The organism is Enterobacter cloacae complex sp. P15RS (assembly GCF_014895905.1).
GTDB classification, from domain to species: domain Bacteria; phylum Pseudomonadota; class Gammaproteobacteria; order Enterobacterales; family Enterobacteriaceae; genus Enterobacter; species Enterobacter quasihormaechei.
In genome coordinates this window covers 1-26,077 of the sequence record NZ_JADBQL010000042.1, presented here as the reverse complement: position 1 = coordinate 26,077, position 26,077 = coordinate 1, and the positions used below count along the sequence as shown (strand labels likewise).

Sequence of the window (26,077 nt, the reverse complement as noted above, 5' to 3'; positions counted from 1 at the left end):
GGCGTTGTTGCTAAAGTTCTGGGCTAATTAATTATCCCTGAAATAAAAAGGACGCTTCGGCGTCCTTTTTTATTTTCTGACCTTTTCCCTGTCACAAACTTTCGCATTTTTTAACCGCTCCCGGCCCGTATCCTGGCGTATGTGCTATTGTAATCATAACCATTCTCACTTACACTTTGCGCATATTTTGAACGGGAGTCTTTATGTACGTTTGTTTATGTAATGGTGTAAGCGACAAAAAAATTCGTCAGGCCGTTCGCCAGTTTCAGCCACAATCATTCCAGCAGCTTCGCAAGTTTGTTCCGGTGGGAAATCAATGCGGTAAATGCGTTCGCGCAGCGCGTGAGATCATGCAGGACGAACTGATGCAGATCCCGGAATTCAAAGAGATCGCGTAAGCCTCTATCTTTTTTTTGACATCCCCGTAGCCCGTTCTACGCTTCAATGAGTGGAAGCGGAGGGACTATATAATGAAAGGTGATGTTAAAATCATAAGTTATCTCAATAAATTATTGGGAAATGAGCTTGTCGCAATCAATCAGTATTTTCTCCATGCAAGAATGTTCAAGAACTGGGGACTGACTCGCCTCAACGATGTGGAATACCATGAGTCCATTGATGAAATGAAACACGCCGATAAATACATTGAGCGTATTTTATTCCTTGAAGGCATCCCTAACCTACAGGATCTGGGAAAACTGGGCATCGGCGAGGATGTCGAAGAGATGCTGCGTTCCGATCTCCGGCTGGAGCTGGAGGGCGCAAAAGACTTGCGTGAAGCCATTGCCTATGCAGATAGCGTACATGACTACGTCAGCCGCGATATGATGATCCAGATCCTGGCCGATGAAGAAGGGCATATCGACTGGCTGGAAACCGAACTGGATCTCATCAGCAAAATTGGCCTACAGAACTATCTCCAGTCTCAGATCAAAGTGGAAAGTTAATCAGGCTTTCCCAGCCAACACATAAACCCGCTGCCGCCAGAAATGGCCCAAAAGGCAGTGGGTTTTTTAATGCCCCTTTATCTGGGTTGATTAACGATAAACCCGTCAGGTATAGCAGTGCCATCAATGCGGCCACTAACGCCAGTATTGGGAGCGCACACCAGCCGTGCCATGCCCCCAGCGCCGCCAGATATTTTACATCGCCATACCCCATTCCTTCACGTTGGCAGACAAGCCGATAGCCCCAATAGATGGCGGCGAATCCAACATAGCCTGTCATCGTACCCACCACCGCGCTTGGTAAAAAATCAGGATGGAGACAAAGCTGGTAAAGCAGGCCCGTCCAGAGCAGCGGGCAGAGCAAGCGGTCGGGAAGGAGCCCATCGCGAATATCAGCGCGTACCAGCAAGGCCGATAGCGAAAAATAGATCAGCAGAAAGGGGAGGGTCATTAACATGGCACAGGCCTCAAAAGGATTTGAGCGCATATTCTTTCTAATCCCTGTGCCCGGCAATGTGCAAAATCCGCAGTTGCGTAGCCGCTTCAGGAAAAGCGGTGAGACGAGAGCTGTTGCAGAAAAGGTTGCGTGGTCACACGCACACTATGCCTTTAGCGCTTAATTTCTAAACGGCACTTGCGTCTTGCCCAGATTTACGTATAATGCGCGGGCTTGTCGTAATTGACGGCGGGTTCAATCTGAACCAGAGTAGCTCACTTTGTTACTCAACAATGCTCCCAATTGGGGAGCTACGTAAGAACGGTTACACTCTCCCATCAATCGTAATGGGTTTGAGGAGTAATCATTTTCGTTTATAAAATAATTGGAGCTCTGGTCTCATGCAGAACCAAAGAATCCGTATCCGCCTTAAAGCGTTTGATCATCGTCTGATCGATCAATCAACCGCGGAAATCGTCGAGACTGCTAAGCGCACTGGTGCGCAAGTCCGTGGTCCGATCCCGCTGCCGACCCGCAAAGAGCGCTTTACCGTTCTGATCTCTCCGCACGTTAACAAAGATGCGCGTGATCAGTACGAAATCCGCACTCACAAGCGTCTGGTTGACATCGTTGAGCCAACTGAGAAAACCGTTGATGCTCTGATGCGTCTGGATCTGGCTGCCGGTGTAGACGTGCAGATCAGCCTGGGTTAATCAGGTCATCGAGCGATTGAGAGGTTGAAACAATGATTGGTTTAGTCGGTAAAAAAGTGGGTATGACCCGCATCTTCACTGAAGATGGCGTTTCTATCCCAGTAACCGTAATCGAAGTTGAAGCAAACCGCGTTACTCAGGTTAAAGATCTGGCTAACGATGGCTACCGCGCTATTCAGGTTACCACTGGTGCTAAAAAAGCTAACCGTGTAACCAAACCAGAAGCGGGTCACTTCGCTAAAGCTGGCGTTGAAGCTGGCCGTGGTCTGTGGGAATTCCGTCTTGCTGAAGGCGAAGAGTTCACCGTAGGTCAGGACATTAGCGTTGAGCTGTTTGCTGACGTTAAAAAAGTTGACGTAACCGGTACCTCTAAAGGTAAAGGTTTTGCTGGTACCGTTAAGCGCTGGAACTTCCGTACCCAGGACGCTACCCACGGTAACTCCTTGTCTCACCGCGTTCCGGGTTCTATCGGTCAGAACCAGACTCCGGGCAAAGTATTCAAAGGCAAGAAAATGGCAGGTCAGCTGGGTAACGAACGTGTAACCGTTCAGAGCCTGGACGTAGTACGTGTTGACGCTGAGCGCAACCTGCTGCTGGTTAAAGGTGCGGTCCCGGGTGCAACCGGTAGCGACCTGATCGTTAAACCAGCTGTGAAGGCGTAAGGGGATAGCAATGGAATTAGTATTGAAAGACGCGCAGAGCGCGCTGACTGTTTCCGAAACTACCTTCGGTCGTGATTTCAACGAAGCGCTGGTTCACCAGGTTGTTGTTGCTTATGCAGCTGGTGCTCGTCAGGGTACTCGTGCTCAGAAGACTCGTGCTGAAGTAACTGGTTCTGGCAAAAAGCCATGGCGCCAGAAAGGTACCGGCCGTGCGCGTTCAGGTTCTATCAAGAGCCCGATCTGGCGTTCAGGTGGCGTGACCTTCGCTGCGCGTCCACAGGACCACAGTCAAAAAGTTAACAAAAAGATGTACCGCGGCGCGCTGAAAAGCATTCTGTCCGAACTGGTACGTCAGGATCGTCTGATCGTTGTCGAGAAGTTCTCTGTTGAAGCGCCTAAAACTAAGCTGCTGGCACAGAAACTGAAAGACATGGCTCTGGAAGATGTGCTGATCATCACCGGTGAGCTGGACGAGAACCTGTTCCTGGCCGCGCGTAACCTGCACAAGGTTGACGTACGCGACGCGACTGGTATCGACCCGGTTAGCCTGATCGCCTTCGACAAAGTCGTAATGACTGCTGATGCTGTTAAGCAAGTTGAGGAGATGCTGGCATGATTCGTGAAGAACGTCTGCTGAAGGTGCTGCGCGCACCGCACGTTTCTGAAAAAGCGTCTACTGCGATGGAAAAAACAAACACCATCGTTCTCAAAGTTGCTAAAGACGCGACCAAAGCAGAAATCAAAGCTGCTGTGCAGAAACTGTTTGAAGTCGAAGTCGAAGTCGTTAACACCCTGGTAGTTAAAGGGAAAGTTAAACGTCACGGACAGCGTATCGGTCGTCGTAGCGACTGGAAAAAAGCTTACGTCACCCTGAAAGAAGGCCAGAACCTGGACTTCGTTGGCGGCGCTGAGTAAGTCGGAGGAGTAATACAATGGCAGTTGTTAAATGTAAACCGACATCTCCGGGTCGTCGCCACGTAGTTAAAGTGGTTAACCCTGAGCTGCACAAGGGCAAACCTTTTGCTCCGTTGCTGGAAAAAAACAGCAAATCCGGTGGTCGTAACAACAATGGCCGTATCACCACTCGTCACATCGGTGGTGGCCACAAGCAGGCTTATCGTATTGTTGACTTCAAACGCAACAAAGACGGTATCCCAGCAGTTGTTGAGCGTCTTGAGTACGATCCGAACCGTTCCGCGAACATCGCGCTGGTTCTGTACAAAGATGGCGAACGCCGTTACATCCTGGCCCCTAAAGGCCTGAAAGCTGGCGACCAGATTCAGTCTGGCGTTGATGCTGCAATCAAAGCAGGCAACACCCTGCCGATGCGCAATATCCCGGTTGGTTCTACCGTTCATAACGTAGAAATGAAACCAGGTAAAGGCGGTCAGCTGGCGCGTTCCGCGGGTACTTACGTTCAGATCGTTGCGCGTGACGGTGCTTATGTCACCCTGCGTCTGCGTTCTGGTGAAATGCGTAAAGTCGAAGCAGACTGCCGCGCTACTCTGGGCGAAGTTGGCAATGCTGAGCATATGCTGCGCGTTCTGGGTAAAGCTGGTGCTGCACGCTGGCGTGGTGTTCGTCCTACCGTTCGCGGTACTGCGATGAACCCAGTCGATCACCCACATGGTGGTGGTGAAGGTCGTAACTTTGGTAAGCACCCGGTAACTCCGTGGGGCGTTCAGACCAAAGGTAAGAAGACCCGCAGCAACAAGCGTACTGATAAATTTATCGTACGTCGCCGTAGCAAATAATTTTAGAGGATAAGCCATGCCACGTTCTCTCAAGAAAGGTCCTTTTATTGACCTGCACTTGCTGAAGAAGGTAGAGAAAGCGGTGGAAAGCGGAGACAAGAAGCCCCTGCGCACTTGGTCCCGTCGTTCAACGATCTTTCCTAACATGATCGGTTTGACCATCGCTGTCCATAATGGTCGTCAGCACGTTCCAGTCTTTGTTACCGACGAAATGGTTGGTCACAAACTGGGTGAATTCGCACCGACTCGTACTTATCGCGGCCACGCTGCTGATAAAAAAGCGAAGAAGAAATAAGGTAGGAGGAAGAGATGGAAACTTTAGCTCAACATCGCCATGCTCGTTCTTCTGCACAGAAGGTTCGCCTTGTTGCTGACCTGATTCGCGGTAAGAAAGTGTCGCAGGCCCTGGACATCCTGACCTATACCAACAAGAAAGCTGCGGTATTGGTCAAGAAAGTACTGGAATCTGCCATTGCTAACGCTGAACACAACGATGGCGCTGACATCGACGATCTGAAAGTCGCGAAAATTTTCGTAGATGAAGGCCCAAGCATGAAGCGCATTATGCCGCGTGCGAAAGGTCGTGCAGATCGCATCCTGAAGCGCACCAGCCACATTACTGTGGTTGTGTCCGATCGCTGAGACTCTGGAGACTAGCAATGGGTCAGAAAGTACATCCTAATGGTATTCGCCTGGGTATTGTAAAACCATGGAACTCTACCTGGTTTGCGAACACCAAAGAATTCGCTGACAACCTGGACAGCGATTTTAAAGTACGTCAGTACCTGACTAAGGAACTGGCTAAAGCGTCTGTATCTCGTATCGTTATCGAGCGTCCAGCTAAGAGCATCCGTGTGACTATTCACACTGCTCGCCCTGGCATCGTTATCGGTAAGAAAGGCGAAGACGTAGAAAAACTGCGCAAGGTCGTAGCGGATATCGCTGGCGTTCCTGCACAGATCAATATCGCTGAAGTTCGTAAGCCTGAACTGGACGCTAAATTGGTTGCTGACAGCATCACTTCTCAGCTGGAACGTCGCGTTATGTTCCGTCGTGCTATGAAGCGTGCTGTACAGAACGCAATGCGTCTGGGCGCTAAAGGTATCAAAGTTGAAGTTAGCGGCCGTCTGGGCGGCGCGGAAATCGCACGTACCGAATGGTACCGCGAAGGTCGCGTACCGCTGCACACTCTGCGTGCTGACATCGACTACAACACCTCTGAAGCGCACACCACTTACGGTGTAATCGGCGTTAAGGTATGGATCTTCAAAGGTGAGATCCTGGGTGGTATGGCTGCTGTTGAACAACCGGAAAAACCGGCTGCTCAACCTAAAAAGCAGCAGCGTAAAGGCCGTAAATAAGGAGCGTCGCTGATGTTACAACCAAAGCGTACAAAATTCCGTAAAGTGCACAAAGGCCGCAACCGTGGTCTGGCGCAGGGTACGGATGTTAGCTTCGGCACTTTCGGTCTGAAAGCTGTTGGCCGTGGTCGTCTGACTGCACGTCAGATCGAAGCAGCACGTCGTGCAATGACCCGTGCAGTTAAGCGTCAAGGTAAGATCTGGATCCGTGTTTTCCCGGACAAACCGATCACCGAGAAGCCACTGGAAGTTCGTATGGGTAAAGGTAAAGGTAACGTGGAGTACTGGGTTGCCTTGATCCAACCGGGCAAAGTCCTTTATGAAATGGACGGTGTTCCGGAAGAGCTGGCCCGTGAAGCCTTCGGCCTGGCAGCAGCGAAACTGCCTATCAAAACCACCTTTGTAACTAAGACGGTGATGTAATGAAAGCAAAAGAGCTGCGTGAAAAAAGCGTTGAAGAGCTGAACGCTGAGCTGCTGAACCTGCTGCGTGAGCAGTTCAACCTGCGTATGCAGGCTGCAAGTGGCCAGCTGCAACAGACTCACCTGCTGAAGCAAGTGCGTCGCAATGTTGCGCGCGTTAAGACTTTACTGACTCAGAAGGCGGGTGCGTAATGACCGATAAAATCCGTACTCTGCAAGGTCGTGTTGTTAGCGATAAAATGGAGAAATCCATTGTTGTAGCTATCGAACGTTTTGTGAAACACCCGATCTACGGTAAATTCATCAAGCGTACGACCAAACTGCACGTACATGACGAGAACAACGAATGTGGTATCGGCGACAAGGTTGAAATCCGTGAATGCCGTCCACTGTCCAAGACTAAGTCCTGGACGCTGGTTCGCGTTGTAGAGAAAGCGGTTCTGTAATAGAGTACGCATTCTCAATACGAATAAACGGCTCAGCGATGAGCCGTTTATTTTTTCTACCCATATTGCAGAAGCGGTGTTATAATGCCGCGCCCTCGATATGGGGCTTTTTAACGGCTCTGATTTTAGAGTCTCAGGTAGTAGTTGACATTAGCGGAGCACTAAAATGATCCAAGAACAGACTATGCTGAACGTCGCCGACAACTCCGGTGCACGTCGCGTAATGTGTATCAAGGTTCTGGGTGGCTCGCACCGTCGCTACGCAGGCGTAGGCGACATCATCAAGATCACCATCAAGGAAGCAATTCCACGTGGTAAGGTCAAAAAAGGTGATGTGCTGAAGGCGGTAGTGGTGCGCACCAAGAAGGGTGTTCGTCGCCCTGACGGTTCTGTCATTCGCTTCGATGGTAATGCATGCGTTATTTTAAACAATAACAGCGAGCAGCCTATCGGCACGCGTATCTTTGGGCCGGTAACTCGTGAACTTCGTACTGAGAAGTTCATGAAAATTATCTCTCTGGCACCAGAAGTACTCTAAGGAGCGAATCATGGCAGCGAAAATCCGTCGTGATGACGAAGTTATCGTGTTAACCGGTAAAGATAAAGGTAAACGCGGTAAAGTAAAAAATGTTCTGTCTTCCGGCAAACTTGTCGTTGAAGGTATCAACCTGGTTAAGAAACATCAGAAGCCGGTTCCGGCCCTGAACCAACCAGGCGGCATCGTTGAAAAAGAAGCTGCTATTCAGGTTTCTAACGTTGCAATCTTCAATGCGGCTACCGGTAAGGCTGACCGTGTAGGCTTTAGATTCGAAGACGGCAAAAAAGTCCGTTTCTTCAAGTCTAACAGCGAAACTATCAAGTAATTTGGAGTAGTACGATGGCGAAACTGCATGATTACTACAAAGACGAAGTAGTTAACAAACTCATGACTGAGTTTAGCTACAATTCTGTCATGCAAGTCCCTCGGGTCGAGAAGATCACCCTGAACATGGGTGTTGGTGAAGCGATCGCTGACAAGAAACTGCTGGATAACGCAGCAGCTGACCTGACAGCAATCTCCGGTCAAAAACCGCTGATCACCAAAGCACGCAAATCTGTTGCAGGCTTCAAAATCCGTCAGGGCTATCCGATCGGCTGTAAAGTAACTCTGCGTGGCGAACGCATGTGGGAGTTCCTTGAGCGCCTGATCACTATTGCTGTTCCACGTATCCGTGACTTCCGTGGCTTGTCCGCTAAGTCTTTCGACGGTCGTGGTAACTACAGCATGGGTGTCCGTGAGCAGATCATCTTCCCAGAAATCGACTACGATAAAGTCGACCGCGTGCGTGGTTTGGATATTACCATTACCACTACTGCGAAATCTGACGAAGAAGGCCGTGCTCTGCTGGCTGCCTTTGACTTCCCGTTCCGCAAGTAAGGTAGGGTTACTGAATGGCTAAGCAATCAATGAAAGCACGCGAAGTAAAGCGCGTAGCTTTAGCTGATAAATTCTTCGCTAAACGCGCTGAACTGAAAGCGATCATTTCTGATGTGAACGCTTCCGACGAAGATCGTTGGAATGCGGTTCTCAAGCTGCAGTCTCTGCCGCGTGATTCCAGCCCGTCTCGTCAGCGTAACCGCTGTCGTCAAACAGGTCGTCCACATGGTTATGTGGGCAAGTTTGGGTTGAGCCGTATCAAACTGCGTGAAGCCGCCATGCGCGGTGAAGTACCAGGCTTGAAAAAGGCTAGCTGGTAATTACCAATTGAATCACGGGAGTAAAGACAGATGAGCATGCAAGATCCGATCGCGGATATGCTGACCCGTATCCGTAACGGTCAGGCCGCGAACAAAGTTGCGGTCACCATGCCTTCCGCCAAGCTGAAAGTGGCAATTGCCAACGTGCTGAAGGAAGAAGGTTTTATCGAAGATTTTAAAGTTGAAGGCGACACCAAGCCGGAACTGGAACTTACTCTCAAGTATTTCCAGGGTAAAGCTGTTGTAGAAAGCATTCAGCGTGTCAGCCGCCCAGGCCTGCGCATCTATAAGAAAAAAGATGAGCTGCCAAAAGTAATGGCTGGTCTTGGTATCGCAGTTGTTTCTACCTCTAAAGGTGTTATGACTGATCGTGCAGCGCGCCAGGCTGGTCTTGGTGGCGAAATTATCTGCTACGTAGCCTAATCGGAGGAAAGAATGTCTCGTGTTGCTAAAGCACCGGTCGTTATTCCTGCCGGCGTTGATGTAAAAATCGACGGTCAGGTTATTACGATCAAAGGTAAAAACGGCGAGCTGACTCGTACCCTCAACAAAGCTGTTGAAGTTAAACATGCAGATAACGCTCTGACCTTCGGTCCACGTGATGGTTTCGTGGATGGATGGGCTCAGGCTGGTACCGCGCGTGCCCTGCTGAACTCAATGGTTGTTGGTGTTACCGAAGGCTTCACTAAAAAGCTTCAGCTGGTTGGTGTAGGTTATCGTGCAGCTATCAAAGGGAATGCAGTAGGCCTGTCTCTGGGCTTCTCACACCCTGTTGAGCATCCGCTGCCGGCCGGTATCACTGCAGAATGTCCGACTCAGACTGAAATCGTGCTGAAAGGCGCTGATAAACAGCTGATCGGTCAGGTTGCAGCAGATCTGCGCGCCTACCGTCGTCCTGAGCCTTATAAAGGCAAGGGTGTTCGTTACGCCGACGAAGTCGTGCGTACCAAAGAGGCTAAGAAGAAGTAAGGTAACACTATGGATAAGAAATCTGCTCGTATCCGTCGTGCGACCCGCGCACGCCGCAAGCTCAAAGAGCTGGGTGCAACTCGCCTGGTGGTACATCGTACCCCGCGTCATATTTACGCACAGGTAATTGCACCGAACGGTTCTGAAGTTCTGGTAGCTGCTTCTACTGTAGAAAAAGCTATCTCAGAACAATTGAAGTATACCGGTAACAAAGACGCCGCTGCAGCTGTAGGTAAAGCTGTTGCAGAACGCGCTCTGGAAAAAGGCATCAGCAATGTTTCCTTTGACCGTTCCGGGTTCCAATATCATGGTCGTGTCCAGGCACTGGCAGATGCTGCCCGTGAAGCTGGCCTTCAGTTCTAAGGTAGAGGTGTAAGATGGCTCACATCGAAAAACAGGCTGGCGAACTGCAGGAAAAGCTGATCGCGGTAAACCGCGTATCTAAAACCGTTAAAGGTGGTCGTATTTTCTCCTTCACAGCTCTGACTGTAGTTGGTGATGGTAACGGTCGCGTTGGTTTTGGTTACGGTAAAGCGCGTGAAGTTCCAGCAGCGATCCAGAAAGCGATGGAAAAAGCCCGTCGCAATATGATTAACGTCGCGCTGAACAACGGTACCCTGCAACACCCAGTTAAAGGTGTTCACACGGGTTCTCGTGTATTCATGCAGCCAGCTTCCGAAGGTACCGGTATCATCGCCGGTGGTGCAATGCGCGCCGTTCTGGAAGTTGCTGGAGTTCATAACGTTCTGGCTAAAGCATATGGTTCCACCAACCCGATCAACGTGGTTCGTGCAACTATTGATGGCCTGGAAAATATGAATTCTCCAGAAATGGTCGCTGCCAAGCGTGGTAAATCCGTTGAAGAAATTCTGGGGTAATTGACCATGGCAAAGACTATTAAAATCACTCAAACCCGCAGTGCAATCGGTCGTCTGCCGAAACACAAGGCAACGCTGCTTGGCCTGGGTCTGCGTCGTATTGGTCATACCGTTGAGCGCGAGGATACTCCTGCTGTTCGTGGTATGGTCAACGCGGTTTACTTCATGGTTAAAGTTGAGGAGTAAGAGATGCGTTTAAATACTCTGTCTCCGGCCGAAGGCTCTAAAAAGGCGGGTAAACGCCTGGGTCGTGGTATCGGTTCTGGCCTCGGCAAAACCGGTGGTCGTGGTCACAAAGGTCAGAACTCTCGTTCTGGCGGTGGCGTACGTCGCGGTTTCGAGGGTGGCCAGATGCCACTGTACCGTCGTCTGCCGAAGTTCGGCTTCACCTCTCGCAAAGCAGCGATCACAGCGGAAATCCGTCTGTCTGACCTGGCGAAAGTTGAAGGCGGCGTTGTAGACCTGAACACGCTGAAAGCGGCTAACATTATCGGTATCCAGATCGAGTTCGCGAAAGTGATCCTGGCTGGTGAAGTTTCTACTCCGGTAACTGTTCGTGGCCTGCGTGTTACTAAAGGTGCTCGTGCTGCTATCGAAGCTGCTGGCGGTAAAATTGAGGAATAAGTAGCAGATGGCTAAGCAACCGGGATTAGATTTTCAAAGTGCCAAAGGTGGATTTGGCGAGCTGAAACGCAGACTGCTGTTTGTAATCGGCGCGCTGATTGTGTTCCGTATTGGCTCTTTTATTCCGATCCCTGGTATTGATGCCGCTGTACTTGCCAAACTGCTTGAGCAACAGCGAGGCACCATCATTGAAATGTTCAACATGTTCTCTGGTGGTGCTCTCAGCCGTGCTTCTATTTTCGCGCTGGGTATTATGCCGTACATTTCGGCATCGATTATTATCCAGCTGCTGACGGTCGTTCATCCGGCCCTGGCAGAGCTGAAGAAAGAAGGGGAGTCTGGACGTCGTAAGATTAGCCAGTACACCCGTTACGGCACTCTGGTGCTGGCAATATTCCAGTCGATCGGTATTGCTACCGGTCTTCCGAATATGCCTGGTATGCAGGGCCTGGTATTAAACCCAGGCTTTGCATTCTATTTCACCGCTGTTGTTAGTCTGGTCACAGGGACCATGTTCCTGATGTGGCTCGGCGAACAGATTACTGAACGAGGTATCGGTAACGGTATCTCAATCATTATCTTCGCCGGTATCGTTGCGGGTCTCCCGCCGGCCATCGCCCATACTATCGAGCAAGCGCGTCAAGGCGACCTGCACTTCCTCCTGTTGCTGTTGGTTGCAGTATTAGTATTTGCAGTGACGTTCTTTGTTGTCTTCGTTGAACGTGGTCAACGCCGCATTGTGGTGAACTACGCTAAGCGTCAACAGGGTCGTCGTGTCTATGCTGCACAGAGCACACATTTACCGCTGAAAGTGAATATGGCGGGGGTTATCCCGGCTATCTTCGCTTCCAGTATTATTCTGTTCCCGGCAACCATCGCGTCATGGTTCGGGGGCGGTACTGGTTGGAACTGGCTGACAACAATTTCGCTGTATTTGCAGCCTGGGCAACCACTTTATGTGTTACTCTATGCGTCTGCGATCATCTTCTTCTGTTTCTTCTACACGGCGTTGGTCTTCAACCCGCGTGAAACAGCAGATAACCTGAAGAAGTCCGGTGCATTTGTACCAGGAATTCGTCCGGGAGAGCAAACGGCGAAGTATATCGATAAAGTAATGACTCGCCTGACTTTGGTTGGTGCGCTTTATATTACTTTTATCTGCCTGATCCCGGAGTTCATGCGTGATGCAATGAAAGTACCGTTCTACTTCGGTGGGACCTCACTGCTTATCGTTGTTGTCGTGATTATGGACTTTATGGCTCAAGTGCAAACTCTGATGATGTCCAGTCAGTATGAGTCTGCATTGAAGAAGGCGAACCTGAAAGGCTACGGCCGCTAACTGGTCGCCTGAGAAGTTACGGAGAGTAAAAATGAAAGTTCGTGCTTCCGTCAAGAAATTATGCCGTAACTGCAAAATCGTTAAGCGTGATGGTGTCATCCGTGTGATTTGCAGTGCCGAGCCGAAGCATAAACAGCGCCAAGGCTGATTATTTCGCATATTTTTCTTGCAAAGTTGGGTTGAGCTGGCTAGATTAGCCAGCCAATCTTTTGTATGTCTGTACGTTTCCATTTGAGTATCCTGAAAACGGGCTTTTCAGCATGGTGCGTACATATTAAATAGTAGGAGTGCATAGTGGCCCGTATAGCAGGCATTAACATTCCTGATCAGAAACATGCTGTGATCGCATTAACTTCGATCTACGGCGTCGGCAAGACCCGTTCTAAAGCCATTCTGGCTGCAGCGGGTATCGCTGAAGATGTTAAGATCAGTGAGCTGTCTGAAGAACAAATCGACACGCTGCGTGACGAAGTTGCCAAATTTGTCGTTGAAGGTGATCTGCGCCGTGAAATCAGCATGAGCATCAAGCGCCTGATGGATCTTGGTTGCTATCGCGGTTTGCGTCATCGTCGTGGTCTGCCAGTGCGCGGTCAGCGTACTAAGACCAACGCACGTACCCGTAAGGGTCCGCGCAAACCGATCAAGAAATAATCGGGGTGATTGAATAATGGCAAAGGCACCAGTTCGTGCACGTAAACGTGTAAGAAAACAAGTCTCTGACGGCGTGGCTCATATCCATGCTTCTTTCAACAACACCATCGTTACTATTACTGATCGTCAGGGTAACGCATTGGGTTGGGCAACAGCCGGTGGTTCCGGTTTCCGTGGTTCTCGCAAATCCACTCCGTTCGCAGCTCAGGTTGCAGCAGAGCGTTGCGCTGAAGCCGTAAAAGAATACGGCATCAAGAATCTGGAAGTTATGGTTAAAGGTCCGGGTCCGGGTCGTGAATCTACTGTTCGCGCTCTGAACGCCGCTGGTTTCCGCATCACGAATATTACTGATGTGACTCCGATCCCTCATAACGGTTGTCGTCCGCCGAAAAAACGTCGCGTATAACGCTCGTTTTTTAGGTTAGTTGGAGATAGAAAATGGCAAGATATTTGGGTCCTAAGCTCAAGCTGAGCCGTCGTGAGGGCACCGACTTATTCCTTAAGTCTGGCGTTCGCGCGATCGATACCAAGTGTAAAATTGAACAAGCTCCTGGCCAGCACGGTGCGCGTAAACCGCGTCTGTCTGACTATGGTGTGCAGTTGCGTGAAAAGCAAAAAGTTCGCCGTATCTACGGTGTGCTGGAGCGTCAGTTCCGTAACTACTATAAAGAAGCAGCACGTCTGAAAGGCAACACAGGTGAAAACCTGCTGGCTCTGCTGGAAGGTCGTCTGGACAACGTTGTATACCGTATGGGCTTCGGCGCGACTCGTGCTGAATCACGCCAGCTGGTTAGCCATAAAGCAATCATGGTAAACGGTCGTGTTGTTAACATCGCTTCTTATCAGGTTAAAGCGAATGACGTTGTTAGCATTCGTGAGAAAGCGAAAAAGCAATCTCGCGTGAAAGCCGCTCTGGAGCTGGCTGAGCAGCGTGAAAAGCCAACCTGGCTGGAAGTTGATGCTGGCAAGATGGAAGGTACGTTCAAGCGTCAGCCAGAACGTTCTGATCTGTCTGCGGACATTAACGAACACCTGATCGTCGAGCTTTACTCCAAGTAAAGCTTAGTACCAAAGAGAGGACACAATGCAGGGTTCTGTGACAGAGTTTCTAAAACCGCGCCTGGTAGATATCGAGCAAGTGAGTTCGACGCACGCCAAGGTGACCCTTGAGCCTTTAGAGCGTGGCTTTGGCCATACTCTGGGTAACGCACTGCGCCGTATTCTGCTCTCATCGATGCCGGGTTGCGCGGTGACCGAGGTTGAGATTGATGGTGTACTTCATGAGTACAGCACCAAAGAAGGCGTTCAGGAAGATATCCTTGAAATCCTGCTCAACCTGAAAGGGCTGGCGGTGAGAGTTCAGGGTAAAGATGAAGTTATTCTTACTCTGAATAAATCTGGCATTGGCCCTGTGACTGCAGCCGACATCACCCACGACGGTGATGTTGAAATCGTCAAGCCGCAGCACGTGATCTGCCACCTGACCGATGAGAACGCAGCGATTAGCATGCGTATCAAAGTTCAGCGCGGTCGTGGTTATGTGCCGGCTTCTGCCCGAATTCATTCGGAAGAAGATGAGCGCCCAATCGGCCGTCTGCTGGTCGACGCATGCTACAGCCCTGTAGAGCGTATTGCCTACAATGTTGAAGCAGCGCGTGTAGAACAGCGTACCGACCTGGACAAGCTGGTCATCGAAATGGAAACCAATGGCACAATCGATCCTGAAGAGGCGATTCGTCGTGCGGCAACCATCCTGGCAGAACAACTGGAAGCTTTCGTTGACTTACGTGATGTACGTCAGCCGGAAGTGAAAGAAGAGAAACCAGAATTCGATCCGATCCTGCTGCGCCCTGTTGACGATCTGGAATTGACTGTCCGCTCTGCTAACTGCCTCAAGGCAGAAGCTATCCACTATATCGGTGATCTGGTACAGCGTACCGAGGTTGAGTTGCTGAAAACGCCGAACCTGGGTAAAAAATCTCTTACCGAGATTAAAGACGTGCTGGCTTCACGTGGTCTGTCTCTGGGCATGCGCCTGGAAAACTGGCCACCGGCAAGCATTGCTGACGAGTAACCGGATCACAGGTTAAGGTTTTACTGAGAAGGATAAGGTCATGCGCCATCGTAAGAGTGGTCGTCAACTGAACCGCAACAGCAGCCATCGCCAGGCTATGTTCCGCAACATGGCAGGTTCACTGGTTCGTCATGAAATCATCAAGACGACCCTGCCTAAAGCGAAAGAGCTGCGTCGCGTAGTTGAGCCGCTGATTACTCTTGCCAAGACTGACAGCGTTGCTAATCGTCGTCTGGCATTCGCCCGTACTCGTGATAACGAGATCGTGGCAAAACTGTTTAACGAACTGGGCCCGCGTTTCGCGAGCCGTGCCGGTGGTTACACTCGCATTCTGAAGTGTGGCTTCCGTGCAGGCGACAACGCGCCGATGGCTTACATCGAGCTGGTTGATCGTTCAGAGAAAGCAGAAGCTGCTGCAGAGTAATCTGTAGTAACGTAAAAAAACCCGCCTCGGCGGGTTTTTTTATATCCGCAGAATCACCACTTATCTACAATGTCTGTATCTTTTCTGCTCATCCCCTGGAGTTCATTATGTGGTTGCTCGATCAGTGGGCTGAACGCCATATTTCTGATGCCCAAAACAAAGGCGAGTTCGACAATCTTCCCGGTAGCGGTGAACCGCTGATGCTGGATGATGATTCACATGTTCCAACCGACTTACGCGCCGGCTATCGCTTACTGAAAAATGCAGGCTGTTTACCTCCTGAACTTCAGCAACGCAATGAAGCCGTCGAGCTTGCCGATCTGCTTAAAGGCATTCATAAGGACGACCCCCGGTACTCCGAAATCAGTCGTCGTTTAGCGCTTATTGAGCTAAAGCTTCGCCAGACGGGAATGAACACCGACTTTTTACATGGCGAATACAGTGAAAGGTTAAGGCAAAAAATAAACGAGGAGTAGCCATGTACCGCATAGGTGAACTTGCGAAACTTGCTAACGTAACGCCGGATACTATCCGCTATTACGAAAAGCAGCAGATGATCGATCATGAGGTCAGAACGGAAGGTGGATTTCGCCTTTATACGGATAACGACCTGCAACGCCTGCGTTTTATCCGCTATGCACGGCAGCTCGGCTTCACGCTGGAGTCGATCCGTGAACTGCTGTCGATCCGTATCGATCCTGAACATCACACGTGTCAGGAATCGAAAAGCATCGTGAAGGCCAGGCTGGATGAAGTTGAAGCACGAATTCAGGAGCTGCAAGCCATGCAGCGGTCTCTGCAAAGGCTGAATGACGCGTGCTGCGGTACTGCTCACAGCAGCGTTTATTGCTCAATTCTGGAAGCACTTGAGCAGGGGGCGAGTAATGAAACTCAGGGTTGTTGATTTTTTATCAGGCAGGGTCTAGACTCCAGCCGACATTAACTATGCTCAGGAGAAATGATGAGCCGCTATCAGCATACTAAGGGACAAATTAAGGATAACGCCATTGAGGCATTGCTTCACGACCCGCTTTTCAGACAGCGTGTTGAGAAGAACAAAAAAGGGAAAGGCAGTTATTTGCGTAAAGGTAAACATGCACAACGGGGTAACTGGGAGGCCAGTGGCAAGCAAGCGAATCGCTTTTTTACCACTGGCCTTTCTGTTTCTCTCGCCTGATTAAACGCGATTATTCTGTTCTTTTAACAGATCGCGAATTTCAGTCAGCAAGACTTCTTCTTTAGTGGGTGCTGGCGGGGCAGCAGCCGGTTCTTCTTTTTTACGGTTAAGTCTGTTGATAAGTTTGATGGCCATGAAAATGGCAAATGCCACAATCACGAAATCAAAAACGTTCTGAATGAAAACGCCATAGTGCATTACAACCGCAGGGATATCGCCCTGAGCTTCCCGCAGGGTGAAGGCGAATTGTTTGAAATCAATGCCTCCAATCAACAGCCCTAACGGCGGCATAATAATGTCGGCGACTAACGATGAAACGATCTTACCGAACGCCGCACCAATAATGACACCCACAGCCAAATCCACCACATTCCCGCGCATCGCAAATTCGCGAAATTCTTTAATAAAACTCATTATGTTCTCCTTGTGCCAGCTGACGCCTATAAGTTTAACAAATGATTAGCTAATTGCCATTGGGGATAAATAATCGCTATGCAAAATAAAAGGCATGAAAATTAAAAGGTTAATATTCGGGTGCTCTCGATGGAGCACCCGGATCCTTACAGGAAGAATGGACTTGGCTGGAATAAACGCTCGACGTCGGTAATAAACTTTTTATCGGTTAGGAACATAATAACGTGGTCCCCCTGCTCGATACGTAAATTATCATTGGCGATCATGACATCGTTACCTCGCACAACGGCGCCGATAATGGTGCCAGGTGGAAGTTTAATTTCGTCGATCGCACGACCGACAACGCGCGACGTTGTTTCATCCCCGTGCGCAACGGCTTCAATGGCTTCTGCAACACCACGACGAAGGGACGAAACGCCGACGATATCCGCTTTACGCACGTGGCTTAGCAGCGCAGAAATGGTGGCTTGCTGAGGTGAAATAGCAATATCAATCACGCTTCCCTGTACCAGATCGACATACGCCTTACGCTGAATAAGCACCATCACTTTTTTTGCTCCCATACGCTTGGCGAGCATGGCGGACATAATATTCGCTTCGTCGTCGTTGGTGACGGCAATAAAAAGATCGACCTGATCGATATGCTCTTCGGCCAGCAATTCCTGATCCGAGGCATCGCCATAAAACACGATGGTATTCTGGAGTTTTTCAGCCAGCTCCGACGCGCGCTGCTGATCTCGTTCGATCAGCTTCACGCTATAGTCTTTTTCCAGTCGTCTCGCCAGGCCTGCGCCAATATTACCGCCGCCGACCAGCATAATACGTTTATACGGTTTTTCGAGACGCTGTAGCTCACTCATCACCGCGCGGATATGCTGAGACGCCGCTATAAAGAAGACTTCATCTCCGGCTTCGACAATGGTGGAACCTTGCGGACGGATAGGCCTGTCGTGACGGAAAATAGCCGCAACACGCGTATCGATATGGGGCATATGCTCGCGCATTGTCGACAGGGCATTACCAATCAGCGGGCCGCCGTAATAGGCCTTCACGACCGCCAGGCTTACTTTTCCTTCAGCAAAGTTCACAACCTGCAACGCGCCCGGATACTCAATCAGACGATAAATACTGTCGATAACCAGCTGTTCTGGCGCAATAAGATGGTCGATGGGCACCGCTTCGGAATTAAACAGCTTCTCCGCATCCCGGACATAGTCCGGGGAACGAATGCGGGCGATGCGGTTCGGGGTGTTGAAAAGCGAGTAGGCCACCTGACAAGCAACCATGTTGGTTTCATCAGAACTGGTTACTGCAACCAGCATGTCGGCATCGTCCGCGCCCGCTTCCCGGAGTACACGTGGATGAGAGCCGTGCCCCTGAACAACGCGGAGGTCAAACTTGTCCTGCAAAACGCGCAGACGATCGCCATTGGTATCCACAATGGTGATATCGTTGTTTTCACCCACGAGGTTTTCCGCCAGCGTTCCGCCAACTTGCCCTGCGCCCAGAATGATAATTTTCATCGTTCGTGACCTGTTCTCAACATCACTCTTTGATTAGCTTAGCGTAAAAGAAGCCATCACCCTCTTCTGCACCGGGCAGGTTTTGCAGACCCGGTTGCTCAGGCGTACCTGTAGCGTGCAGCGCGGCATCCGGGGTGCGTTTCAGGAAAGCCGCAATTTGCTGACTGTTCTCTTCCGGCAGAACGGAGCAGGTTGCATACACCAGGGTTCCGCCGGGTTTGAGGTGCGGCCAGATGGCATCCAGAATATCGGATTGCAGCTGGGCAAGCTCCTTGATATCACGATCGCGACGCAGCCATTTAATATCGGGATGACGACGAATAACGCCGGTTGCCGAGCAGGGGGCGTCGAGCAAAATGCGATCGAACCGGGTATCGCCACACCAGTCTGCGGGTTTGCGTCCATCGCCTTGCTTAACCTGCGCTTTCATACCCAAACGTTTGAGGTTGTCGTAGACGCGTGACAGGCGCTGCTCGTCAACATCTACGGCCATCACGCTGGCCTGCGGCGCCACTTCCAGAATGTGCGTTGTTTTACCCCCTGGTGCTGCACAGAGATCGAGGATTTGCTCCCCGTCCTTCGGTTCAAGCCAGGTCATGCAGCCCTGAGCGGATGCATCCTGTACCGTTACCCAGCCTTCGTCAAAGCCGGGTAATGCGTGTACCGGAGCAGGGGAGGCTAAACGAACCGCATCAGGATAAGCAGCGTGAGTGAAGCCACTCATCCCGGCGTCTTCCAGCAGGGCCAGCCATGCGTCGCGCGTGTGATGGTTACGATTGACGCGTAACCACATCGGCGGACGTTGATTATTGGCATCAGCGATCTCTTGCCATTGCTGTGGGTAGGCTTTTTTAAGGCGATTCAGCAGCCATTCAGGGTGCAGGAAGCGCGCTTCGCTTTGCGCAAATTCTGCCAGCAGTTCGTCCTGCTGACGCTGGAACTGACGCAGCACGCCGTTGATCAGTCCTTTCAACTGAGGACGTTTAATCGCAACGGCTCCCTCCACTGTCTCAGCCAGCGCGGCATGAGGAGGAATGCGGGTATGCAGAAGCTGATAGAAACCGACCATGATTAAATAATGCACGGTGCGCTGCTTGCCGCTCATCGGGCGTGACATCAGCTTGTTGATTAACCATTCAAGCTGAGAAAGGGTGCGCAGAACGCCAAAGCAAAGCTCCTGAAGCAGGGCTTTGTCTTTATCGGAAACCTTTTGTTGCAGTGGAGGCAGGACATTACTCAGTGACTGGCCCTGCTCGATAACCTGCTCAACGGCCTGAGCCGCCATGGTGCGTAGATTTTGTCTTTTCATAACCGTAAAAATAAAAATGCCCGGACACACCGGGCTTTAAGAGTAAATGCGTTCAGGCAAGGCGATTGCCAGGGATGAACCATTCACGACGGGAATTTAACAGGTCCTGCGCGCTCATCGCCTTTTTACCGGCCGGTTGCAGCGATTCAAGATTCAGGATCCCTTCTCCGGTCGCAACCTGAATACCGTTTTTGCTGGCGTCGATAATCGTACCGGGCTCTGCCGAGGTATTGCCGTTAATAACGGAAGCTTTCCAGACTTTCACTGGCTGCTCATCAATCATCAACCAGCTCATCGGCCACGGGTTAAAGGCGCGGATGCAGCGTTCGAGTTGAGCTGCTGACAGAGACCAGTCGATCCGGGCTTCTTCTTTACTCAGCTTTTCAGCATAGGTCACCTGCGCCTCATCCTGAACGTCAGGTTTCGCTGTATTGTCAGCAAGCTGTTGCAACGTCTCAATCAGCCCCTGCGGGCCGAGATCCGCCAGCTTGTCATACAGCGTGGCGCTGGTATCTTCTGCGGTAATGGGGCACGCCAGTTTATACAGCATGTCGCCAGTGTCTAAACCTACGTCCATCTTCATGATTGTAACGCCTGTTTCAGCATCGCCTGCCCACAGAGCGCGCTGAATTGGGGCCGCACCACGCCAGCGTGGGAGCAAGGAACCATGGACGTTAATACAGCCCAGACGGGGCATATCGAGAACCGCTTTCGGCAGAATGAGGCCATAAGCCACAACCACCATCACGTCGGCATTCAGGTCTGCCACTAAATGCTGGTTTTCCTGAGGTCGTAATGACGCTGGCTGGAATACCGGTAAACCATGCGTTTCTGCCAGTACTTTAACCGGGCCAGGCATCAGTTTTTTACCGCGGCCAGCCGGACGGTCCGGCTGAGTGAATACGCCAACGATCTGATGACCAGACGATAACAGCGCGTCGAGATGACGCGCTGCAAAATCAGGGGTACCCGCGAAGATTATACGTAGTGATGTAGACACGTTATTCCTTGTATCCGGGGGGCGTTATGCGCGAGAACGCAAACGATCCAGTTTCTCTACTTTCTGACGAATACGCTGTTGTTTCAGTGGTGAGAGGTAATCGATAAACAGTTTACCGACCAGGTGATCCATCTCATGCTGAATGCAAATCGCCAGCAGATCGTCGGCTTCCAGTTCAAACGGATTGCCGTCACGATCCAGTGCGCGAATTTTAACTTTTTCGGCACGAGGCACCAAAGCGCGCTGTTCAGGGATGGACAGACAGCCTTCCTCAATACCTGTTTCGCCGCTTTTTTCAAGCAGTTCAGGGTTGATCAGCACCAGGCGCTCATCGCGATTTTCAGAAACGTCGATCACGATAATACGCTTGTGAATGTCTACCTGGGTCGCCGCCAGGCCAATGCCTTCTTCAGCGTACATGGTATCGAACATATCATCGACGATACGCTGAATTTCTGCATTCACTTCTTTAACCGGTTCCGCGACGATGCGAAGGCGCTCGTCAGGAATATGTAACACTTGCAAAACTGCCATAAATTTCCAGAGTCGTGTTCAGGAGTTGAAAAGAATATTACTTCTATTCTAGACAAATCCCCGGTCGATTGACAGCATCAGTGACCAATCGCAAAGATTGCTGAGGCTGCTTATGGCAGGGAAAAGGATGACGTCCACAGAGATATGGTTACGGCTTATAAACATCGGATCGTTATACGGTGATGCGATGCTGGAAACCGCGCAGCGGTTGCTTCGCAAGGCTATCGTTGATGCTGACGCTGTCAAAGAGGCAGGGCTTTCGGCCAAACATGTCGCAAAGTTTTTTTCATTCAGTGAGAGTGAACTTGAACGTAGCCTGGAATGGCTGGAGCACGCAGACAACCATCTTCTCACGGCTGACGATCCTCGCTTCCCGCCATTGTTACGTTTGATCCCTGATTTTCCCGGGGCGCTATTTGTGCGAGGCCGCGTTGACGTGCTTAACAGCATGCAGCTTGCGGTTGTGGGCAGCCGTGCGCCCTCATGGTATGGCGTGCGGTGGGGAAAAATTCTCAGTGAACAGCTCTCTCAATGTGGCTTTACGATCACCAGTGGCCTGGCTTGCGGCATCGACGGTGTCGCACATCATGCGGCGTTGACAGCAAAAGGGCAAAGTGTCGCCGTGCTTGGCAATGGTCTTTTTAGTCTCTACCCGCGTCGTCATCACGTTCTGGCTGAGCAACTTATCGCTTCAGAGGGGGCGATAGTGTCTGAGTTTTCACTCTCAACATCGCCCAGACCGGGTAACTTTCCACGGCGTAACCGGATCATCAGCGGGTTAAGCCAGGGCGTGCTGGTGGTTGAAGCTGCGATTCGAAGTGGATCGCTGGTGACCGCCAGGTGCGCGCTGGAGCAGGGGCGTGAAGTTTTTGCGCTGCCCGGCCCGTTGGGGAACCCCGGCTGCGAAGGCCCTCACTGGCTGATAAAACAGGGGGCAACGCTGGTGACCTGTAAAGAGGATATCCTGGAAAATTTGCAGTATGGATTGCATTGGTTGCAGGATAATCGCCAAAAGCGACATATTTCATCGGATCAGGAGGCCGTAGCATTGCCATTTCCCAAGCTCCTGGCTAACGTAGGAGATGAGGTAACACCTGTTGACGTTGTCGCTGAACGTGCCGGCCAACCTGTGCCAGTAACGGTAGCACAGCTACTCGAACTGGAGTTAGCAGGGTGGATCGCAGCTGTACCCGGCGGCTATGTCCGAATAAGGAGGGCATGCCATGTTCGACGTACTGATGTATTTGTTTGAGACTTACATCCACAACGAAGCAGAAATGCAGGTGGATCAGGACAAATTAACACGGGATCTGACCGACGCAGGTTTTGAGCGGGAAGATATCTATAATGCGTTGATGTGGCTGGATAAGTTGGCTGATTATCAGGACGGCCTCGCCGAACCGATGCAGCTTGCTTCTGACCCATTGTCTGTGCGCATCTATACAGCTGAAGAGTGTGAAAGGCTGGATGCCAGCTGCCGGGGATTCATCTTATTCCTCGAGCAGATTCAGGTGCTAAACCTCGAAACGAGAGAGATGGTGATAGAGCGCGTCATGGCGCTGGATACTGCTGAGTTTGAACTGGAAGATCTGAAATGGGTGATCCTGATGGTTCTGTTCAACATTCCGGGTTGTGAAAACGCCTATCAGCAAATGGAAGAATTACTCTTTGAAGTGAATGAAGGTATGCTGCATTAATTCTACGTGCAGCAACAAGAGTTGTTATGGCCAAATCAGCACTCTTTACGGTGCATAAAAACGAGCCCTGCCCACAGTGCGGGGCTGAACTTGTTATTCGGTCCGGGAAACACGGTCCGTTTCTCGGTTGTTCACACTATCCGGAATGTGATTATGTCCGTCCCCTGAAAAGCCAGGCGGACGGACATATCGTCAAAATTCTGGAGGGGCAGCTTTGCCCTCTCTGTGGCGGTGAACTGGCGCTGCGGCAGGGGCGTTTCGGGATGTTTATCGGATGCAGTCGCTACCCGGAATGTGAGCATACGGAACAAATTGATAAGCCAGATGAAACGGCAATTGCCTGCCCTCAGTGCCAGCGTGGTCAGCTGGTGCAGCGCCGCTCTCGTTATGGCAAAACCTTCCATTCATGCGATCGCTATCCTGAATGCCAGTTCGTTATCAATTTCAAACCAGTAGCGGGCGTCTGCTCTCATTGCGATTATCCGTTACTTATAGAGAAGAAAACCGCGCAAGGCATGAAACGCTTTTGCGCCAGTAAACAATGTGGAAAGCCGGTTTCGGCGGATCAAATCAGTGAATAATAACCTGCCATCAGGCTCCATCGCTCAGGCGGTGGAAACCCTGAAAAAAGAAGAAGTCATCGCCTATCCAACAGAAGCCGTTTTTGGGGTCGGGTGCGATCCTGACAGCGAGGTTGCCGTTAGCCGGCTGCTGGCGCTTAAACAGCGGCCTGTCGAAAAAGGATTGATTCTGATCGCTGCGAATTACGAGCAGCTTAAACCCTATATTGATGATTCCATGCTGACACCTGCACAGCGGGAAACCATTTTTTCTGCGTGGCCTGGTCCCGTGACGTTTGTTTTTCCTGCACAGCCGACAACGCCGCGCTGGTTAACCGGGCGTTTCGATTCACTTGCGGTACGTGTCACCGACCATCCGCTGGTGGTGGCGCTATGCCAGGCATTTGGTAAACCTTTGGTTTCTACCAGCGCCAACCTGACCGGGCTTCCGCCTTGTCGGACAACCGAAGAAGTTCTGGCGCAATTCGGGAATGATTTCCCGGTAGCCGTCGGTGAAACCGGTGGTCGTCTTAACCCGTCAGAAATTCGCGATGCCTTGACCGGCGAACGTTTTCGCCAGGGATAATGTGATGGAAACCTACGCTGTATTTGGTAACCCGATCGCGCACAGCAAGTCGCCTCTGATCCATCAGCTGTTTGCAGAGCAATTGCAGATAGATCATCCGTATGGTCGGGTCCTTGCGCCTGTTGATGCATTTATACCGACGCTAAATGGCTTTTTTGATGCGGGTGGTAAAGGTGCGAATGTGACGGTGCCTTTTAAAGAAGAGGCTTTCGGGCGTGCGGATGAGCTGACCGAGCGTGCGTCGCTCGCCGGTGCCGTTAATACGCTTAAGCGGCTCGAAGATGGTCGCCTTCTGGGCGATAACACCGACGGCATTGGTTTGCTCAGCGATCTGGAGCGACTGTCGTTTATTAAACCAGGCTTTCGGATCCTGCTGATCGGTGCGGGTGGCGCCTCGCGCGGCGTATTGCTTCCTCTCCTTTCTCTGGATTGTGCGGTGACGATTACCAACCGGACTTTCTCCAGAGCAGAAGAGCTGGCGGCGTTATTCGCACATACTGGCAGCGTCACTGCGCTAGCGCTTGATGAGCTCGCGGGTCACGAATTTGACCTTGTGATTAATGCCACCTCCAGCGGTATTAATGGAGAGATCCCTGCTATTCCCGCGTCCCTGATTCATTCCCAAATCTGTGCCTATGACATGTTCTATCAAAAGGGTATGACGCCTTTTCTGAACTGGTGCGGACAACAGGGAGCAAAACATATGGCTGATGGTCTGGGCATGCTGGTGGGGCAGGCGGCTCATGCGGTGTTACTCTGGCATGGCATGTTACCCTCTGTAGAGCCGGTGATTGAAAAACTGAAACAGGAACTGATGGCGTGAATCAGGCGATTCATTTTCCCGACAGAGAAATCTGGGATGAGAACAGGCAAGCGGTTTGCTTCCCGGTGCTGGTGCATGGAATGCAGCTAACCTGTGCGATTAAAGGGGAAACGCTGCTCCAGCGCTTTGGGGGATCAGATGCGTTAGCGGTCTTTAGCGAAAATCGCTGGGATCTGGAAGAGGAAGCCAGCGATTTGATCCGCGATCAGCAGGAAGACGATCAGGGCTGGGTCTGGTTATCCTGATCCAGATAGTCATTTTTCCATTTAACGTAATTGTTCGCTGAGTATTTCAATCCTTCGATTTCCGCTTCTTTTAAGGGGCGGATCTGCTTAACCGGGCTGCCTAAATAGAGATAGCCACTTTCCAGGCGTTTGTTTTGCGGAACAAGGCTCCCTGCGCCGATCATTACGTCATCTTCTACTATGACGCCATCCAGCAAAATCGATCCCATCCCAACGAGAACCCTGTTACCGATCGTGCAGCCGTGGAGCATCACCTTATGACCGACGGTAACATCTTCCCCAATGATGAGCGGATTGCCTTCCGGGTTGTAAGATGATTTATGCGTCACATGCAGCACGCTGCCGTCCTGAATATTGGTGCGTGCACCGATTGCAACGTAGTTAACATCGCCCCGGATCGCGACGAGTGGCCAGATGCTGACATCATCGGCCATGCGGACATCACCCACAACCACGCTGCTGGCATCGATCATCACGCGATCGCCTTGTTGGGGGTACAGATCTTTATAAGGGCGTAATACTGCAAACATATCTACCTCGATATAAATGAGCGCTATAAAGAAGACTTTGATCGTAATCGGGGATCGAGGCAAGGCAAAATGCGTCAATTTTTAAGCGGATCGGGTGGGTTTTCAGCGAAAAGCACGGAAAATCAGCAGTTGGAAAAAAAGATCTAAAAAATACTTGTGCTAAAAACTGGGATCCCTATAATGCGCCTCCATCGACACGGCGGATGTGAATCACTTCACAGACAACCCGGTCGGTTGAAGAG

At 50.9% G+C, this 26,077-nt stretch carries 46 protein-coding genes; 39 read left to right on the top strand and 7 right to left on the bottom strand.

Annotated features, from left to right (window positions below):
* Window positions 1-203: 203 nt before the first annotated feature.
* The gene (gene bfd, locus IM267_RS20335) at window positions 204-398 is read left to right on the top strand and encodes a bacterioferritin-associated ferredoxin (protein ID WP_003863268.1); all 195 of its coding nucleotides are present in this window, start codon (window positions 204-206) and stop codon (window positions 396-398) included.
* 72 nt (window positions 399-470) lie between these two features.
* A complete protein-coding gene (gene bfr, locus IM267_RS20330) occupies window positions 471-947 on the top strand; it encodes a bacterioferritin (protein WP_003863270.1) in 477 nt (158 codons plus the stop codon).
* Here the strand turns inward: bfr and IM267_RS20325 are convergent.
* Complete coding sequence (locus tag IM267_RS20325) at window positions 931-1,404, bottom strand: A24 family peptidase (RefSeq protein ID WP_193034168.1); 474 nt, start codon at window positions 1,402-1,404, stop codon at window positions 931-933. The two genes, bfr and IM267_RS20325, sit on opposite strands and share 17 nt — an antisense overlap.
* Before the next feature lie 380 nt (window positions 1,405-1,784).
* On the opposite strand from IM267_RS20325, the gene rpsJ reads away from it, so the two are divergent.
* The 31 genes from rpsJ (at window position 1,785) to IM267_RS20170 (ending at window position 16,614) form a co-directional block, all read left to right on the top strand.
* Window positions 1,785-2,096 (top strand): 30S ribosomal protein S10, encoded by a 312-nt coding sequence (rpsJ, locus tag IM267_RS20320; RefSeq protein ID WP_001181005.1) that lies wholly within the window; start codon window positions 1,785-1,787, stop codon window positions 2,094-2,096.
* Window positions 2,097-2,128: 32 nt separating this feature from the next.
* Entirely contained in the window at window positions 2,129-2,758 is a 630-nt protein-coding gene (gene rplC, locus IM267_RS20315) for a 50S ribosomal protein L3 (RefSeq protein ID WP_003863274.1), read from the top strand.
* 10 nt (window positions 2,759-2,768) lie between these two features.
* On the top strand, window positions 2,769-3,374 hold the full coding sequence (gene rplD / locus IM267_RS20310) for a 50S ribosomal protein L4 (RefSeq protein WP_000424395.1): 606 nt from the start codon (window positions 2,769-2,771) through the stop codon (window positions 3,372-3,374).
* Window positions 3,371-3,673: a 50S ribosomal protein L23 gene (gene rplW, locus IM267_RS20305; protein WP_000617546.1), complete on the top strand. Its 303-nt coding sequence runs from the start codon at window positions 3,371-3,373 to the stop codon at window positions 3,671-3,673. The genes rplD and rplW overlap by 4 nt, the downstream gene beginning before the upstream one ends.
* Window positions 3,674-3,690: 17 nt before the next feature.
* Window positions 3,691-4,512 (top strand): 50S ribosomal protein L2, encoded by an 822-nt coding sequence (gene rplB / locus IM267_RS20300; RefSeq protein ID WP_000301859.1) that lies wholly within the window; start codon window positions 3,691-3,693, stop codon window positions 4,510-4,512.
* A gap of 16 nt (window positions 4,513-4,528) precedes the next feature.
* A complete protein-coding gene (gene rpsS / locus IM267_RS20295; RefSeq protein WP_001138117.1) occupies window positions 4,529-4,807 on the top strand; it encodes a 30S ribosomal protein S19 in 279 nt (92 codons plus the stop codon).
* 14 nt (window positions 4,808-4,821) lie between these two features.
* A complete protein-coding gene (gene rplV, locus IM267_RS20290; protein ID WP_002919773.1) occupies window positions 4,822-5,154 on the top strand; it encodes a 50S ribosomal protein L22 in 333 nt (110 codons plus the stop codon).
* Window positions 5,155-5,171: 17 nt separating this feature from the next.
* The gene (gene rpsC, locus IM267_RS20285) at window positions 5,172-5,873 is read left to right on the top strand and encodes a 30S ribosomal protein S3 (protein WP_000529945.1); all 702 of its coding nucleotides are present in this window, start codon (window positions 5,172-5,174) and stop codon (window positions 5,871-5,873) included.
* Between the two features lie 12 nt (window positions 5,874-5,885).
* Entirely contained in the window at window positions 5,886-6,296 is a 411-nt protein-coding gene (rplP, locus tag IM267_RS20280; protein WP_002919759.1) for a 50S ribosomal protein L16, read from the top strand.
* Window positions 6,296-6,487, top strand: a complete 192-nt coding sequence (gene rpmC, locus IM267_RS20275; RefSeq protein WP_003863282.1) for a 50S ribosomal protein L29 — start codon at window positions 6,296-6,298, stop codon at window positions 6,485-6,487. Before rplP ends, rpmC begins: the two co-directional genes overlap by 1 nt.
* On the top strand, window positions 6,487-6,741 hold the full coding sequence (rpsQ, locus tag IM267_RS20270; protein WP_002438707.1) for a 30S ribosomal protein S17: 255 nt from the start codon (window positions 6,487-6,489) through the stop codon (window positions 6,739-6,741). Before rpmC ends, rpsQ begins: the two co-directional genes overlap by 1 nt.
* 166 nt (window positions 6,742-6,907) lie before the next feature.
* Entirely contained in the window at window positions 6,908-7,279 is a 372-nt protein-coding gene (gene rplN / locus IM267_RS20265) for a 50S ribosomal protein L14 (RefSeq protein ID WP_002919748.1), read from the top strand.
* Between the two features lie 10 nt (window positions 7,280-7,289).
* On the top strand, window positions 7,290-7,604 hold the full coding sequence (rplX, locus tag IM267_RS20260) for a 50S ribosomal protein L24 (RefSeq protein ID WP_003863287.1): 315 nt from the start codon (window positions 7,290-7,292) through the stop codon (window positions 7,602-7,604).
* 14 nt (window positions 7,605-7,618) lie between these two features.
* Window positions 7,619-8,158, top strand: a complete 540-nt coding sequence (rplE, locus tag IM267_RS20255) for a 50S ribosomal protein L5 (RefSeq protein WP_022649589.1) — start codon at window positions 7,619-7,621, stop codon at window positions 8,156-8,158.
* 14 nt (window positions 8,159-8,172) lie between these two features.
* Entirely contained in the window at window positions 8,173-8,478 is a 306-nt protein-coding gene (gene rpsN / locus IM267_RS20250) for a 30S ribosomal protein S14 (protein ID WP_003863291.1), read from the top strand.
* 30 nt (window positions 8,479-8,508) lie between these two features.
* The gene (gene rpsH / locus IM267_RS20245) at window positions 8,509-8,901 is read left to right on the top strand and encodes a 30S ribosomal protein S8 (protein ID WP_006178918.1); all 393 of its coding nucleotides are present in this window, start codon (window positions 8,509-8,511) and stop codon (window positions 8,899-8,901) included.
* Window positions 8,902-8,913: 12 nt separating this feature from the next.
* Window positions 8,914-9,447 carry a 50S ribosomal protein L6 gene (rplF, locus tag IM267_RS20240; RefSeq protein ID WP_003863296.1) on the top strand — a complete coding sequence of 178 codons (534 nt, stop codon included), beginning with the start codon at window positions 8,914-8,916 and terminating at the stop codon, window positions 9,445-9,447.
* A gap of 9 nt (window positions 9,448-9,456) precedes the next feature.
* Window positions 9,457-9,810: a 50S ribosomal protein L18 gene (rplR, locus tag IM267_RS20235; protein ID WP_003863297.1), complete on the top strand. Its 354-nt coding sequence runs from the start codon at window positions 9,457-9,459 to the stop codon at window positions 9,808-9,810.
* A 14-nt stretch (window positions 9,811-9,824) separates the two neighbouring features.
* Entirely contained in the window at window positions 9,825-10,325 is a 501-nt protein-coding gene (rpsE, locus tag IM267_RS20230; protein WP_003863299.1) for a 30S ribosomal protein S5, read from the top strand.
* Window positions 10,326-10,331: 6 nt separating this feature from the next.
* Window positions 10,332-10,511: a 50S ribosomal protein L30 gene (gene rpmD, locus IM267_RS20225; protein WP_003863301.1), complete on the top strand. Its 180-nt coding sequence runs from the start codon at window positions 10,332-10,334 to the stop codon at window positions 10,509-10,511.
* A 3-nt stretch (window positions 10,512-10,514) separates the two neighbouring features.
* Window positions 10,515-10,949 carry a 50S ribosomal protein L15 gene (gene rplO, locus IM267_RS20220; protein WP_003863304.1) on the top strand — a complete coding sequence of 145 codons (435 nt, stop codon included), beginning with the start codon at window positions 10,515-10,517 and terminating at the stop codon, window positions 10,947-10,949.
* A 7-nt stretch (window positions 10,950-10,956) separates the two neighbouring features.
* A complete protein-coding gene (gene secY / locus IM267_RS20215) occupies window positions 10,957-12,288 on the top strand; it encodes a preprotein translocase subunit SecY (protein WP_003863305.1) in 1,332 nt (443 codons plus the stop codon).
* A 31-nt stretch (window positions 12,289-12,319) separates the two neighbouring features.
* A complete protein-coding gene (gene rpmJ / locus IM267_RS20210; protein WP_000868187.1) occupies window positions 12,320-12,436 on the top strand; it encodes a 50S ribosomal protein L36 in 117 nt (38 codons plus the stop codon).
* A gap of 146 nt (window positions 12,437-12,582) precedes the next feature.
* Window positions 12,583-12,939, top strand: coding sequence for a 30S ribosomal protein S13 (gene rpsM, locus IM267_RS20205; RefSeq protein WP_003863308.1), 357 nt, complete (start codon window positions 12,583-12,585; stop codon window positions 12,937-12,939).
* Between the two features lie 16 nt (window positions 12,940-12,955).
* Window positions 12,956-13,345 (top strand): 30S ribosomal protein S11, encoded by a 390-nt coding sequence (gene rpsK, locus IM267_RS20200; RefSeq protein WP_003863312.1) that lies wholly within the window; start codon window positions 12,956-12,958, stop codon window positions 13,343-13,345.
* Between the two features lie 32 nt (window positions 13,346-13,377).
* Window positions 13,378-13,998, top strand: a complete 621-nt coding sequence (gene rpsD / locus IM267_RS20195; RefSeq protein WP_003863314.1) for a 30S ribosomal protein S4 — start codon at window positions 13,378-13,380, stop codon at window positions 13,996-13,998.
* A gap of 25 nt (window positions 13,999-14,023) precedes the next feature.
* Window positions 14,024-15,013: a DNA-directed RNA polymerase subunit alpha gene (gene rpoA / locus IM267_RS20190; protein WP_002919219.1), complete on the top strand. Its 990-nt coding sequence runs from the start codon at window positions 14,024-14,026 to the stop codon at window positions 15,011-15,013.
* A gap of 40 nt (window positions 15,014-15,053) precedes the next feature.
* Complete coding sequence (rplQ, locus tag IM267_RS20185) at window positions 15,054-15,437, top strand: 50S ribosomal protein L17 (protein ID WP_001216368.1); 384 nt, start codon at window positions 15,054-15,056, stop codon at window positions 15,435-15,437.
* Window positions 15,438-15,544: 107 nt separating this feature from the next.
* Window positions 15,545-15,913 carry a DUF1992 domain-containing protein gene (locus IM267_RS20180; RefSeq protein WP_131638225.1) on the top strand — a complete coding sequence of 123 codons (369 nt, stop codon included), beginning with the start codon at window positions 15,545-15,547 and terminating at the stop codon, window positions 15,911-15,913.
* 2 nt (window positions 15,914-15,915) lie between these two features.
* On the top strand, window positions 15,916-16,341 hold the full coding sequence (gene zntR / locus IM267_RS20175; protein ID WP_193034167.1) for a Zn(2+)-responsive transcriptional regulator: 426 nt from the start codon (window positions 15,916-15,918) through the stop codon (window positions 16,339-16,341).
* 57 nt (window positions 16,342-16,398) lie between these two features.
* Window positions 16,399-16,614: an alternative ribosome-rescue factor A gene (locus tag IM267_RS20170; protein ID WP_022649585.1), complete on the top strand. Its 216-nt coding sequence runs from the start codon at window positions 16,399-16,401 to the stop codon at window positions 16,612-16,614.
* Here IM267_RS20170 and mscL read toward each other — a convergent pair whose 3' ends face one another.
* The 5 genes from mscL to def form a co-directional block, all read right to left on the bottom strand.
* A complete protein-coding gene (gene mscL / locus IM267_RS20165; protein WP_003863335.1) occupies window positions 16,615-17,028 on the bottom strand; it encodes a large-conductance mechanosensitive channel protein MscL in 414 nt (137 codons plus the stop codon).
* A 146-nt stretch (window positions 17,029-17,174) separates the two neighbouring features.
* Complete coding sequence (gene trkA / locus IM267_RS20160; RefSeq protein WP_003863337.1) at window positions 17,175-18,551, bottom strand: Trk system potassium transporter TrkA; 1,377 nt, start codon at window positions 18,549-18,551, stop codon at window positions 17,175-17,177.
* A 22-nt stretch (window positions 18,552-18,573) separates the two neighbouring features.
* Window positions 18,574-19,860, bottom strand: a complete 1,287-nt coding sequence (gene rsmB, locus IM267_RS20155) for a 16S rRNA (cytosine(967)-C(5))-methyltransferase RsmB (protein ID WP_193034166.1) — start codon at window positions 19,858-19,860, stop codon at window positions 18,574-18,576.
* A 52-nt stretch (window positions 19,861-19,912) separates the two neighbouring features.
* The gene (gene fmt, locus IM267_RS20150; protein ID WP_193034165.1) at window positions 19,913-20,860 is read right to left on the bottom strand and encodes a methionyl-tRNA formyltransferase; all 948 of its coding nucleotides are present in this window, start codon (window positions 20,858-20,860) and stop codon (window positions 19,913-19,915) included.
* Between the two features lie 24 nt (window positions 20,861-20,884).
* Window positions 20,885-21,394, bottom strand: a complete 510-nt coding sequence (gene def, locus IM267_RS20145; RefSeq protein ID WP_006812188.1) for a peptide deformylase — start codon at window positions 21,392-21,394, stop codon at window positions 20,885-20,887.
* Window positions 21,395-21,521: 127 nt separating this feature from the next.
* Between def and dprA the strand changes: the two genes are divergently transcribed.
* From dprA to IM267_RS20115, 6 genes are read left to right on the top strand one after another with little or no spacing between them, the layout of a single operon-like run.
* Window positions 21,522-22,646 (top strand): DNA-protecting protein DprA, encoded by a 1,125-nt coding sequence (dprA, locus tag IM267_RS20140; protein WP_193034164.1) that lies wholly within the window; start codon window positions 21,522-21,524, stop codon window positions 22,644-22,646.
* A complete protein-coding gene (gene smg / locus IM267_RS20135; protein WP_000460665.1) occupies window positions 22,618-23,091 on the top strand; it encodes a DUF494 family protein Smg in 474 nt (157 codons plus the stop codon). The genes dprA and smg overlap by 29 nt, the downstream gene beginning before the upstream one ends.
* A 26-nt stretch (window positions 23,092-23,117) precedes the next feature.
* Complete coding sequence (locus IM267_RS20130; RefSeq protein WP_064910972.1) at window positions 23,118-23,672, top strand: type I DNA topoisomerase; 555 nt, start codon at window positions 23,118-23,120, stop codon at window positions 23,670-23,672.
* A complete protein-coding gene (tsaC, locus tag IM267_RS20125; protein WP_193034163.1) occupies window positions 23,665-24,237 on the top strand; it encodes an L-threonylcarbamoyladenylate synthase type 1 TsaC in 573 nt (190 codons plus the stop codon). Before IM267_RS20130 ends, tsaC begins: the two co-directional genes overlap by 8 nt.
* Window positions 24,238-24,241: 4 nt before the next feature.
* Window positions 24,242-25,060 (top strand): shikimate dehydrogenase, encoded by an 819-nt coding sequence (gene aroE / locus IM267_RS20120; protein ID WP_193034162.1) that lies wholly within the window; start codon window positions 24,242-24,244, stop codon window positions 25,058-25,060.
* Window positions 25,057-25,305: a DUF1488 domain-containing protein gene (locus IM267_RS20115; protein ID WP_064910967.1), complete on the top strand. Its 249-nt coding sequence runs from the start codon at window positions 25,057-25,059 to the stop codon at window positions 25,303-25,305. The genes aroE and IM267_RS20115 overlap by 4 nt, the downstream gene beginning before the upstream one ends.
* On the opposite strand, the gene IM267_RS20110 is transcribed toward IM267_RS20115, so the two are convergent.
* Window positions 25,281-25,835 (bottom strand): gamma carbonic anhydrase family protein, encoded by a 555-nt coding sequence (locus IM267_RS20110; protein ID WP_063450574.1) that lies wholly within the window; start codon window positions 25,833-25,835, stop codon window positions 25,281-25,283. The two genes, IM267_RS20115 and IM267_RS20110, sit on opposite strands and share 25 nt — an antisense overlap.
* Window positions 25,836-26,077 lie beyond the last annotated feature (242 nt).